We start from the raw sequence: 12130 nt of genomic DNA, 5'->3' as shown, positions 1-12130 counted from the left end.
GGGTTCAGGCCGGGTGAATCAGTCGGCTTTCTTGCCGAACATGATTTCGTCCCAGCTGGGGACGCTGGCGCGCTTGTTGTTGCGGCGGGCCGGCTTCTTCTTGGGCTCGGCAGGGGTTTCCTCTTCCGCGGAGGCAGTGGCAGCGGGCTCGGGGGTGGCTTCCGGCTTGGGCTCTGCCGGCGGAGGAGTGGGCTCCTCGACGACCGGGGCGCGCTCGCGGTCTTCGGCCGGGGCTGGGGTGCGGCGCTCGGTGAACGGGTTCTCCGGCGCGGCGGCACGCTCCTCGGGCGGAGCCATGGACGTGGCTTCGACGGGGAGTTGCGTCGGGCGCTCGACCGCACGGACGGCAGGCCGCAGGGCCGGCGGCTGTTCGATCGGTACGTCGATCAGCGTCGGCTCGGTGTCCGGGTCCGGGACCGAGTGCACCCGGCGGGGACCGTTGTCCCGGCTCGGCTCGCGGGATCCGAAGCCTTCGCGCTCGCGCACGGGCTCGCGGGAAACCGGGTGGTTTCTACGGGGCAGGCTGACAGTGTCCTCGAAGCCGGCCTCGTAGCTGTCGGCGCCGTGGTCGGGGGCGACGGACAGGTCGATGTCGGCGACCGCCGAGAGCCGGCGCTCACCGGGCTGCGGCTGCACGGGCGGCGCCAGCACCTGCGCCTGCTCGCCGACCAGCCAGCGGGCCTCGTCGTCGTCCGGGACCGCGTACCGCCCCGGGGCGTCGTACGCGAACATCGCGGTCTTCTCGTCCTTCTGCTCGGCCTCGTCGGCGCTCTCGACGAAGTACGAGACACGGACCGCCCAGCGGCCGTCGTCGCGCCGCCACGCGTCCCACTCGGCCGACGCCGGGTCGACCTGCCGGGTGCGCAGCCGCTCGGTCACCCACGCGCCCAGGTTGCGGGCCGGGGCGTCGGCGCCGCCGCGGCGCCGCACGGACGCGCGCTGCGCGAGACTCGCGATGTGGTCCCGCTCGGCCAGGACCGGGCCGGCGAACGCCATCACGCGTTCCATCGGCATCTGGGCGACCGCAGCGACCGCCTCGGGACTTTCGCCGGCGCGGATACGAGCCTGGATGTCTCGTGGGCGCAGCGCGCTCTCCATTTGAATCTCCAGCTGGCCGAGTCGGGCACGGTCGCCGCGCAGGGCCGCACGCAACCGGTCGTCGACCGGGATGGCGAACTCCTCACCCGTCTCTGCCATCGCCAGGATGAGCTGCTTGCCATCCTGGCTCAGACCGACGAGCCTCGCCTCGCGCATTGCCTTGTTCTCCTGTGCGGTTCTCGACAGTCTCTCCCGGGACGTGCTGCCTGACCAAGACCGGCGCGCCGTGCCGCGCGGTCATTGTGGAGGTTACGTCACGAAATCACATCTTGCCTGCTCACAAGGGTCCTTGTGATCACACCAGTCACATTAGTCACAACACGGTGTGACCGCGACTTGCTGCCGGCTCTAGAAGGCCGAACGGACCGCCAGAGCGCGGGTCAGATCGTCGACCCCGTCGCCGACGGACCGCCGGATACCGGCCGCCACCGACTCGTCCGCGACCAGGTCCGACGCCCGCGCCACGACCTGCTGCGAGACGGCGTAGCGAGGGAACGCGAGCTTCGCGCTCTGCGCGACCACCCAGCCGGACCGCAGCTTCTCGGTGCCGCCGATCTCGGCGAAGAACCGGTCCACGTACGGCGCCGTCAGCTCGACCTGGCCGGGATGCCAGAAGCCCTCGCACGCGGCGTACAGCTCGTAGTTCGCGACGTCGGCGTCGGTCGTGATCAGCGCCCAGGCCTGTTCCTTGGCTTCGGCGGTCGGCAGCGCGGCCCGGCAGCGGGTCGCGTGCACGACGCCCTCGGACGACGTGTCGCGCTCGAGCTCGGCGTCGATCTCGGCCGTGCCGACCGCACCGAGCCGGGCGAGCTGGAGCAGGACGGTCCACCGTAGGTCGGCGTCCATCGCGAGCCCCTCCGGCACCCCCTCGCCGACGAGCCAGCCCTTGAGTACGTCGACCTCCTCGGTGAACCGCACGTAGCCGCGGGCCACCGACAGTTGCAGGCTGCTCCCGGCCGGGACCGTCCGGAGCCGCGCCGCGAGAGCCTCGGCCAGCCGGCCGCGGTACGGCTCGTAGGGCAGGTAGATGCCGAGCAGGTGGGTATTGGCCCAGCCGACCATCGTGGACACCGCGATGTCACTGGTCTCGTGCGGCAGCATCCCGACCAGGACGTCGAACCCGAGCTTCGGGTCGAGCTCCGCGTCGGCGACCGCGTCCCGGATGCTGTTCAGCACGACGGCCCGGGTCACGCCGTCGTCGATCCTCGGCAGCACCGCCGGCAGGTTCGCCAGGCTGTCCGCGTCGAGCCGGATCTTGGCCCAGGTGTCGTCGCCGGCGTCCGGGATCACGACCGCGACCGACGGGTCGAGCGCGACCTCCACCTCGTCCGCGTCGAGCAGTACGGCGACCGCCGTACCCCGGCCGTCGGCGTCGTACCCGCCGACCGTCAGCTTGTGCGGGCGCTCGGCCGGGAACTCGGTCGGCGCGACGCGGCGCAGCACGATGCCCGACTCGGTGCGCGCGGCGCTGATCGTGTCGAGGCCGGGGGTGCGCAGCCAGCTGCGGGCCCAGGTGTCCAGGTCGGTCGCGCCGGCCTCGGTCCACTTGGCGACCAGGTCCGCGAAGGTCGCGTTGGCGAACTCGTTCGACCGGATGTGCGCGCCGACACCGGCCAGGAAGACGTCGTCACCGAGGTAAGCGGCCAGCTGCTTGAGGACCGCGGCGCCCTTGGCGTAGGAGATGCCGTCGAAGTCGTCGAGCGAGGCGAGCGCGTCCTTGACCGGGTCGGCCGCGACCGGGTGCGTGGACGACCGCTGGTCGGCCTGCAGGCCCCACCACTTCCGGATGAACGCGAAGTCGATCCAGTTGTCGGTGTACTGGGTCGCGTCGGTCGAGACCCGGTGCGCCATGTACTCGGCGAACGACTCGTTCAGCCAGAGGTCGTTCCACCACTCCATCGTGACGATGTCGCCGAACCACTGGTGCGCCATCTCGTGCACGATGGTCCGGGCCCGGTTGCTGCGCTCGCCGTCGGTCACGGCCGAGCGGAACACCATCTGGTCGCGGAAGGTCACGCAGCCCGGGTTCTCCATCGCGCCGGCGTTGAACTCCGGCACGAAGGCCTGGTGGTACTCGCCGAACGGGTACCGGTAGCCGAACATCCGGTGGTACTCGTCGAAGGACTGCTTGGTGACGGTGAAGATGTCCTCGGCCTCCCGCTCCAGCGCCTCCTTGAGCGACTGCCGGGCGACCACGCTGAGCGGGATCCCGTCGTGGGCGTCGGTGAGCTGGTGGTACGGCCCGGCCACCACGGTGACGAAGTACGTCGACAGCGGCGGCGTCTCGGCCAGCTCCCAGCGACCGGGGGAGACCTGGGTGGCCGCGCCGTTCCCGAGCACCAGCCAGTCGGCCGGCGCGGTGACCTTCATCCGGTACGGCGCCTTGAGGTCGGGCTGGTCGAAGCACGCGAAGATCCGGGGCGCGGCGTCCAGGAACGACATCGCGTAGGTGTAGGCGAGTCCGTCGGCGGCGTCGACCGCGCGGTGCAGCCCCTCACCGTCGTGGGAGTACAGCATCGAGGCCACCACGACGAGCTCGTTCTCCGGCTGCAGGCCGGTCAGCTCGAGCCGGCCGTCGGTCAGTCCGGCCACGTCGACCGCCGTCCCGTTCAGGGTCACCGAGACGAGCTGGTCCGGTTTCACGTCCAGCCACGTCGTCGTGCTGGTGGCGGCGAAGCTGATCGTGGTGGTCGATCCGAACGTGCGCTCGCCCTGGGTCAGGTCGAGGTCGACGTCGTACGAGTGGACGGAGAGTGCGGCGGCCCGGGTACGGGCGCCGGCGACGGTGAGACTCGGCATGCCGGCAACTCTATGCGGTTACTACGCTGAGCACATGACGCAGATGGAGTACCGGCAGCTGGGTGACTCCGGCCTCACGGTCAGTGTGGTGGGACTGGGCTGCAACAACTTCGGGCGGCGGCTGGACGCGACCCGGACGGACGCGGTCGTGAACGCCGCGGTGGACGCGGGGATCACGCTGTTCGACACCGCGGACATCTACCACGGTGAGCACGGCTACAGCGAGGAGCTGCTCGGCAAGGCGCTCGGCAGCCGCCGCGACGAGGTCGTGGTCGCGACCAAGTTCGGCGGCGACATGCAGGGCGTGAACGGGCCGGACTGGGGTGTCCGCGGCTCCCGCCGGTACATCCGCAAGGCGGTCGAGTCGAGCCTGCAGCGGCTCGGCACGGACTGGATCGACCTCTACCAGCTGCACTTCCCGGATCCGGTCACCCCGATCGAGGAGACCCTCGCGGCGCTCTCCGAACTGGTTGCCGAGGGCAAGGTCCGGTACATCGGCAGCTCGCAGTTCGCGGCCTGGCAGGTGGTCGACGCCGACTGGGTCGCGAAGTCCGCCGGCCTGGAGCACTTCATCAGCGCGCAGAACCAGTACTCCCTGCTTGAGCGCGACGTCGAGGACGAGCTGGCCCCGGCCTGCGAGCACCTCGGCATCGGCATCCTGCCGTTCTTCCCGCTCGCGTCCGGCCTGCTCACCGGCAAGTACAAGCGCGGCGAGGCAGCGCCCGAGGGAAGCCGGCTGGCGACCCAGCCGGAGCGCCTGGCGCGGGCGGACTTCGACAAGATCGAGGCGCTCGAGACCTTCGCGGCCGAGCGCGACCTGACCATGATCGACGTCGCCATCGGCGGCCTCGCGGCCCAGCCCGCGGTCGCCTCGGTGATCGCCGGCGCGACCACACCGGAGCAGATCGAGCAGAACGTCGCCGCCGGGCTCTGGGACCCGACCGCCGCCGACCTGGCTGCCCTGGACGAGCTGACGTGACCCTCATCCTGCTGCCGCCCTCCGAGGGCAAGACCGGGCGGAGCCGCGGCCGTGCCGTCGACCACGCGTCACTGTCCTTCCCGGAGCTCAATCCCGTTCGCGAGCAGGTCCTCGAGACGCTGGCGAAGGTCTCCGCTTCGTCCGACGCGTACGACGTCCTCGGTGTCGGCGCATCGCTTCAGCACGAGGTGGACCGGAACACCCGGTGGCGGACCGAGCCCGCCGTACCGGTCTCGGAGCTGTACTCCGGGGTCCTGTACGACGCACTCGGCTACGCGACGTTGTCCGCCGGCAGCAAGCGGCGGGCTGGCAACCGGCTGCTCGTCGTGTCAGCCGCGTGGGGCGCACTGCGGATGGCTGACCGCGTGCCGCCGTACCGGCTGTCCATGGGTACGGCGCTGCCCGGCCTCGGACCGCTGGCGTCGGTGTGGCGCGACCCGCTGGCCACCGCACTGGCAGAGGCCGACGGGGTGATCGTGGACTGCCGCTCGTCCACCTATGTGGCTGCCTGGCGACCCTCTGGTGACCAGGCCGCGAAGTGGGTCGCGGTGAACGTCGTCCGCGAACGCGACGGCGTCCGGTCGGTCGTCTCGCACAACGCGAAGCACACCCGCGGCCTCGTCGCCCGGCACCTGCTCGAGTCCGGCAAGGACCCCGGCACACCGAAGGCCCTGCACAAGCTGGTGAGCGAGCGCTGGAACGCAGAGCTCGACCGCACGGCCGCAGGCTGGGCCCTCACCGTCGTAGAAAGGGACTGACCAGTCCGTTTCAGTTGATATTGACATGGCGTGGACCGCGGCGGACGCTCCCAGGAGGAGGGGTCCAAAGGGGGAGTCATCATGCGTATCAACCGTGTCGGCGCTGAGATCAGCGTGCTGAGTGACCAGTTGCCGGTGCCCGGCATCGGCTTCCTGCCCATCAACGCCTTCGTCCTGCTGGGGGCCGAACCGCTGGTGGTCGACACCGGGTTGAGCCTGCCGGACCGGGGCTTCATGGACGCCCTCGGCACGGTGGTCGATCCGCAGGACGTGCGGTGGATCTTCCTGACCCACCCGGACCGGGACCACACCGGTTCGCTGTTCGACCTGCTGGAGGCGGCGCCACAGGCGCGGCTGATCACGACCTTCATCGGCGCCGGGATCATGAGTACCGAGCGGCCGCTGCCGATGGACCGGCTCTACCTGCTGAACCCAGGCCAGTCGCTGGCGATGACCGACCGCACACTGACCGCCTTCCGGCCGCCGCTGTTCGACAGCCCGGCGACGGTCGGCTTCTACGACGACCGCTCGCGGGCGTGCTTCAGCTCCGACTGCTTCGGTGCGCCGATGCCGACGTCCGAGCTCGCCGACTGCGGTGACGTCAGCGATGCTCCGCCGGACGCGCTGCGCGGCGGACAGTTGCTGTGGGCGACGCTCGACAGTCCGTGGGTGCACAACGTCGACCAGGACGCGTTCCGCCGTACCGTCCAACCGCTGCGGGAGATGGATCCGGAGGTCATCCTCAGCAGTCACTTGCCTCCGGCACCGAGACACACGACCGACTTCCTGGACCTGCTCGAGACGGCGCCGCAGGCCGACGCGTTCGTCGGGCCGGACCAGCAGGCCCTGGAGGAGATGCTTGCCAGCTTCGAGCCGGCGGCATCAGCACCAGCCTGAGCGAGTCCGTTCACCACCGTTTCATCAGTGAGTGGTTTCTTACCGCGCGTGATCGGGGAAGGCTGAGGGCAGCACGTCAGGGGGGACCCGCCCGACCCTTCGGAGGCCTGACTGATGCGACGCTTCACCACCTTCGTCATGACTGCCGTCGCCGCGGTGACGGCATGGACCCTGGGCGCCGGACCGGCGCTCGCCTACCCACCGACCCCGCCGTCGGCCAGTACGGCGGCCACGCAGCTGGCCGGTCTCACCGTCAAGGCCGAAGGCTCGACGAGCGGCTACAGCCGGGACCTGTTCCCGCACTGGATCACCCAGTCCGGGACCTGCGACACCCGCGACCAGGTGCTCAAGCGTGACGGCTCCGGGGTCACGGTCGACAGCCAGTGCGAGCCGACCGCCGGCCGGTGGTACAGCGTGTACGACGCCACCTGGGTGACCGACGACTCGTCCGTTGACATCGACCACATCGTGCCGCTGGCCGAGGCATGGAAGTCCGGCGCCAACACGTGGAGCACGTCGCGCCGGCAGCAGTTCGCCAACGACCTCACCATCGCCCAGCTGATCGCGGTGTCCGCGTCCAGCAACCGCTCGAAGGGCGACCGGGACCCATCGGCCTGGAAGCCGCCGAACACCTCGGTGCACTGCATCTACGCGCGGGAGTGGATCTGGGTGAAGCACACCTACGGTCTCTCGCTGCAGTCCGCGGAGAAGACCGCACTGCAGCAGATGCTCGGCACCTGCTGACTCAGTCCTCGAGCAGATGGCGGCGCTGGGCGTGGATCCCGGCCTGGAACCTGGTCCGCGCACCCAGCGTCTCCATCAGCTCGGCGACCCGCCGGCCGACCGTGCGGCTGCTCAGCCCGAGCTGCCGCGCGATCGCGTCGTCCTTGAACCCGGCGGCGAGCAACGTCATCAGCCGCGCGTCGAGCGGATCCGTCGTCGCCGGCGGCACCACTGGCACCGCCTGGTCCCACAGCAGCGTGAACATCTCGATCAACGCGTCCAGCAGCGCGCACGGATGTACGACGAGCGCCGTGTCGACCAACTGGTCGACCGACAACGGCAGCAGCGCGATCTTGCGGTCGAAGACGGCCAGCTTCATCGGGACCTGCGGATGCACCCGAGACGTCTCCCCGGCGTCGGCCGCGCTGTACGCCTCGTCCACCCCACCCGGGACGTCGAGGGAGTCGGGGGAGTAGATGCCTCGGACAACGACCCCGTCACTGAGCAGCCCGCGGACCCGCGGATCGGACTCACCCGGCCGGGACGCGTACGGCGGCCGGTCGAGCACGAGCAACTGCTCCCGCGTCCCGTTCAGCAACTGCGCGAACCGGGCCGCGATCGCCTCTTGCCCGACGATCACCTCGACCAGGTTCTCCGGCCGGTGCTGCTCCTGCGCCCGCAGCTCCGACAGCAACACGCGAGCCTCGGCGCGCACCCGGTCCAGCTCCGCACGCCGTACGGCGACGAGCGCGTCGACGGCCACGTCCGGCCGGGTCGGCAGCAGCCGGGGCGGATCGTCGGCGGTGGCCGTCAGCAACCCGGCCGCCTCGAGCCGCTCGACCGTCGCGACGACGTCCTTCTCGTCCCGGTCGAGCCGTTTGACGAACTCGGTCAGCTCACATCCCGGCGCCGCCAGCAGGGCCCGATAGGCCTCCTCGTCCGCCGGCTCCACCCCCAGCGACTCCAGCATCATCCCTCCCGCGCGACCGGATCCCGGACAGGCTATCTCGTCTCCCGGATGCTGTGGATTCGTTTTCACCTGATTGGCGACTTCGCGCCATGTCCGACATACGTCAGCGAAATCTGTGGTGCGACCGACCCCGGAATGGGGTACGACTAGCTGAGCAGGGCGCGCGCGGACCGGACAGGGGACGCCCGGTCAAGCCTCAACGCGCGCGCCCGCGCCTTTCCGGCTCTTCATCCGCAGGTAGGCCCGCCAGATCGCGCGTTGCAGCAGCAGCGTCACCACTCCGGCCGCCGTCATCCCGACCAGGTTGATCCCGAGCTGCGCGGCCGCGCCACCGATGTGGTGCGGCGCCCACAGGGCGATCGACAGCGCGAGGTCGCCGGCAGCCGGCACAGTGGTCACCGAGATGAACACGCCGACGAGCGCGTTCGACCGCCCGGCCGTCTGCGACAGCACGCCCGCACACCCGGCCAGTACGGCGACCACCGCCGACCACTTGTCGGGTCGCCAGATGAACCCGGTCAACGGCCGCGCGCCGGTCACGTCGGTGACGTCGATCCAGCCCACCGCCCGGGCCAGCAACGCCGCCAGCGTGGTGAGCGCGATCGCCACCAGGAATCCCCAGGCCAGCAGCAACGTCGCCCGCCAGGTGAGCTGGGCGTCGCGCAGTGCCAGCCCGACTGCCACGGCGGCGACCACGGCGAACTCCGGGCCGACCACCATGGCGCCGACGACCAGGATCGACGAATCGGTGACCACGGCAACGGCCGCGATCATCGTGGCCAGGGTCAGGAACGCGAAGTACACCCAGGAACCCTTGGCCTCGTTGTAGGCCTGGTCGACGACCGCGTCCCAGATCACCGCGTCGTCCGGGGCGCCCGGCGCGGCCTTCTCCGTCTGCCGCGCGTTCCGCGACGGGGCCGCGTCGACCACGGCCACCGCGACCGACCCATCGTCGTACAGGCCCTGCTGCTTGAGCCAGCTGAGGATGTTCGAGGTCGCCTCGCGGGTGACGTCGCACTCGATCACGTCACCGGCCGGGCGCTGCGCGGCGCCGGGCAGCCGGACGATGCTGGTCACCCGCGGATCGTCGACGAGCGTGTCCAGGACGCGCTCGCTGCGATCCGGTGGGACGATGAGACGAAGGTGCATCACGGGCCATATGCTCCCAGGCCGCCGGTCACCTTCCGGTCACGGCCTGAGCGCCGGCCCTGCGTATGCACCCCCGGATGTGGTCCACTGACGCACCGAATCCAGGGAGGCACGATGAGTGATAGTGCTGGGGCGGCCGCAGCACCCAAGGCCGGTGAACGCCCTGAGCTGAAACGGGTCATGGGCCCGGGCCTGCTGCTGCTGTTCGTGGTCGGGGACATCCTCGGCACCGGCGTCTACGCACTGACCGGCAAGGTGGCCGGCGAGGTCGGCGGAGCGGTCTGGCTGCCGTTCCTGTGCGCGTTCATCGTGGCCCTGCTGACCGCGACCAGCTACCTGGAGCTCGTCACCAAGTACCCGCGTGCCGGTGGCGCCGCGGTCTACACGCACAAGGCGTTCGGGATCCACTTCCTCACCTTCCTGCTCACCTTCGCGGTGATGTGCTCCGGCCTCACCTCGGCGTCGAGCGCGTCGAAGGCGTTCGCGGCGAACTTCTTCTCCGCCGCCGACATCGACCCCGAGCGCGGCTCGCTGCTGATGATCACCTCGCTGACCTTCATGGCGCTGATCGCGCTGGTGAACCTGCGCGGCGTCGGCGAGAGCGTGAAGGCGAACGTCGTGCTGACCTGCGTCGAACTGTCCGGTCTGCTGATCGTGATCGCGATCGGCGCCTGGGCGATCGGCAGTGGCGACGGCGACACGTCCCGGCTGACCGACTTCAACACCCCGTCCGGTGAGACGGCCTTCGGATCGGTCACCGCGGCGACCGCGCTGGCGTTCTTCGCGATGGTCGGCTTCGAGGACTCGGTGAACATGGCCGAGGAGACCAAGGACCCGGTCCGGATCTTCCCGAAGATCATGCTGACCGGCCTGTGCATCACCGGTGTCATCTACGTCCTGGTCGCGATCTCGGCGGTCACCCTGGTGTCGCCCGACGACCTGAACCAGGGCTCGACGCCGCTGCTGAAGGTGGTCTCGGCCGGCGCCCCGGGCTTCCCGCTCGAGGTGTTCGCGTGGATCACCATGTTCGCGGTCGCCAACTCGGCGCTGATCAACATGCTGATGGCGAGCCGGCTGCTCTACGGCATGGCGCACGAGCAGGTGCTGCCCGGCCCGCTCGGCCGGGTGCTGAACCGGCGCCGGACGCCGTACGTGGCGATCCTGTTCACCACGCTGCTGGCGTTCTTCCTGATCGGGTACGCCGACCTGGCCGCGCTCGGTGGGACGACGGCGTTCCTGCTGCTGTGCGTGTTCGCGATCGTGAACGTCGCCGTCCTGGTGCTGCGCAAAGACACGGTCGAGCACAAGCACTTCCACGCGCCGACCGTGCTGCCGGTGCTGGGAGCCATCCTGTGCGTTTACCTGGCCAGCCCGTTGTCCGGGCGGGCCTCGGCCGACTACAAGATCGCCGGCTGGCTGATGCTGATCGGTGTCGGGCTGTGGGCGCTCACCTGGCTGCTGAACAAGTACGTGTTCAAGCGGCACGCCGAGTTCGACCCGAGCCATATCGACCCGAGTGGTCCGGTGAACTGACCGGCAGCAACGCTGCCACCACGACGGTGCCCAGGGCCGTGAGCCCGGTGGCCACGGCGATCCAGCCGAGTGCGGCGTAGCCCGCGCCGGCGGTGATCGCCAGGCCGCCGAGCCACGGCCCTGCGGTGATTCCGACGTTGAACGCGGAGAAGTTGGTCGCGGTCGCCAGCGTGGGGGCGTCGCCGGACAGGCTGAAGACGCGGGCGTTGAGCGCCGGGTTGGTCGCGAAGCCGAAGCCGCCGAGCAGCACGATGACCGGGATCGCGACGACGGGACTGGTCGCGGTGAGCGCGAGGAGCGCGGACAGGACACTGAGGCCGGCGATGCCGGTGTACAGGGTGTGGAAGGGCAGCGCGTCCGCGGTCCGGCCGCCGAGCGTGATGCCGATGAACGAGCCCAGGCCGTAGAGGGCGAGGACGGCGGGCACGGCTCCCGGAGGCAGTCCGGTGGTCTGGATCAGCAGGGGAGCGAGGTAGCTGAACACCACCAGGATGCTCGTCGTCACGAGTGCTGTCGTACCGAACGCCAGCCACAGCCGGGAGTTGGCGAGCGCGCGGACCTCGTTGCGGAGTCGCGGGGTCTGTTCAGCGGTGGGTCGTCCGGCCGGGATCGTGGCGAGCACGCCGGCCATCGCGAGGACACACAGGCCGGCGACGGTCCAGAACGCCGTACGCCAGCCGAGGTGCTGGCCCATGACCGTGCCGGCCGGGAGTCCGACGATCGCGGCGATGGTGAGGCCGCCGGTGACGATGCTCATCGCCCGGGCGCGCGTGTTGGCCGGGACGAGCGCGACCACCGTGACGGCCGCGACCGACCAGAAGCCGGCGTAGACGAAGGCGCCGACGATCCGGGTGGCGAGCAGTACGTTGTAGTTCGGGGTGAGCGCACCGGCGACATGCGTCAGCGCGAACACAGCCAGGAAGAGCACGAGCGCCGTACGGCGGGACCAGGTGAGCGTCACGACGGCGAGGACCGGGGCGCCGATCAGCATGCCGATGGCGAAGGCGGAGATGAGGAGGCCAGCCTGGGGGATGGAGATGTCCAGGTCTGCTGACAGCTCAGGCAGCAGTCCGGCGAGCATCAACTCCGACGTGCCCTGCGCGAAGATGCTCAGGCCAAGGACGTAGACGGCTACCGGCATCGCGTTCCCCCACCTCGACGGCAACCCGGAGTATCGCAAAGATCACCGTCCGCTGTCGCCGCGCCTGCCACGGACTGAGACTT

Annotated in this window: 10 protein-coding genes; 5 read left to right on the top strand and 5 right to left on the bottom strand. The window is 70.2% G+C overall.

What is annotated here, in order from left to right; genetic code table 11:
* Positions 1-18: 18 nt before the first annotated feature.
* Positions 19-1254 carry a septation protein SepH gene (gene sepH, locus ACWCOV_RS06325; RefSeq protein WP_449828167.1) on the bottom strand — a complete coding sequence of 412 codons (1236 nt, stop codon included), beginning with the start codon at positions 1252-1254 and terminating at the stop codon, positions 19-21.
* A 192-nt stretch (positions 1255-1446) separates the two neighbouring features.
* The gene (pepN, locus tag ACWCOV_RS06320; RefSeq protein ID WP_449828166.1) at positions 1447-3897 is read right to left on the bottom strand and encodes an aminopeptidase N; all 2451 of its coding nucleotides are present in this window, start codon (positions 3895-3897) and stop codon (positions 1447-1449) included.
* A 34-nt stretch (positions 3898-3931) separates the two neighbouring features.
* Between pepN and ACWCOV_RS06315 the strand changes: the two genes are divergently transcribed.
* From ACWCOV_RS06315 to ACWCOV_RS06300, 4 genes are all read left to right on the top strand, one after another.
* On the top strand, positions 3932-4876 hold the full coding sequence (locus ACWCOV_RS06315; RefSeq protein WP_449828165.1) for an aldo/keto reductase: 945 nt from the start codon (positions 3932-3934) through the stop codon (positions 4874-4876).
* The gene (locus ACWCOV_RS06310; protein WP_449828164.1) at positions 4873-5634 is read left to right on the top strand and encodes a YaaA family protein; all 762 of its coding nucleotides are present in this window, start codon (positions 4873-4875) and stop codon (positions 5632-5634) included. Before ACWCOV_RS06315 ends, ACWCOV_RS06310 begins: the two co-directional genes overlap by 4 nt.
* An 81-nt stretch (positions 5635-5715) precedes the next feature.
* A complete protein-coding gene (locus ACWCOV_RS06305; RefSeq protein WP_449828163.1) occupies positions 5716-6531 on the top strand; it encodes an MBL fold metallo-hydrolase in 816 nt (271 codons plus the stop codon).
* 114 nt (positions 6532-6645) lie between these two features.
* Complete coding sequence (locus ACWCOV_RS06300) at positions 6646-7275, top strand: HNH endonuclease family protein (protein ID WP_449828162.1); 630 nt, start codon at positions 6646-6648, stop codon at positions 7273-7275.
* A gap of 1 nt (position 7276) precedes the next feature.
* On the opposite strand, the gene ACWCOV_RS06295 is transcribed toward ACWCOV_RS06300, so the two are convergent.
* Positions 7277-8224 (bottom strand): LuxR C-terminal-related transcriptional regulator, encoded by a 948-nt coding sequence (locus ACWCOV_RS06295; RefSeq protein WP_449828161.1) that lies wholly within the window; start codon positions 8222-8224, stop codon positions 7277-7279.
* A 189-nt stretch (positions 8225-8413) separates the two neighbouring features.
* The gene (locus ACWCOV_RS06290; protein WP_449828208.1) at positions 8414-9373 is read right to left on the bottom strand and encodes a DUF389 domain-containing protein; all 960 of its coding nucleotides are present in this window, start codon (positions 9371-9373) and stop codon (positions 8414-8416) included.
* A 114-nt stretch (positions 9374-9487) separates the two neighbouring features.
* On the opposite strand from ACWCOV_RS06290, the gene ACWCOV_RS06285 reads away from it, so the two are divergent.
* Positions 9488-10906 carry an APC family permease gene (locus ACWCOV_RS06285; RefSeq protein ID WP_449828160.1) on the top strand — a complete coding sequence of 473 codons (1419 nt, stop codon included), beginning with the start codon at positions 9488-9490 and terminating at the stop codon, positions 10904-10906.
* Here ACWCOV_RS06285 and ACWCOV_RS06280 read toward each other — a convergent pair.
* The gene (locus ACWCOV_RS06280) at positions 10848-12047 is read right to left on the bottom strand and encodes a Cmx/CmrA family chloramphenicol efflux MFS transporter (protein WP_449828159.1); all 1200 of its coding nucleotides are present in this window, start codon (positions 12045-12047) and stop codon (positions 10848-10850) included. The genes ACWCOV_RS06285 and ACWCOV_RS06280 overlap by 59 nt on opposite strands.
* Positions 12048-12130 lie beyond the last annotated feature (83 nt).

It is taken from the genome of Kribbella sp. NPDC002412 (assembly GCF_053592935.1).
The sequence above is the reverse complement of the archived record's forward strand: the minus strand, read 5'-3'. Positions and strand labels throughout refer to the sequence as shown.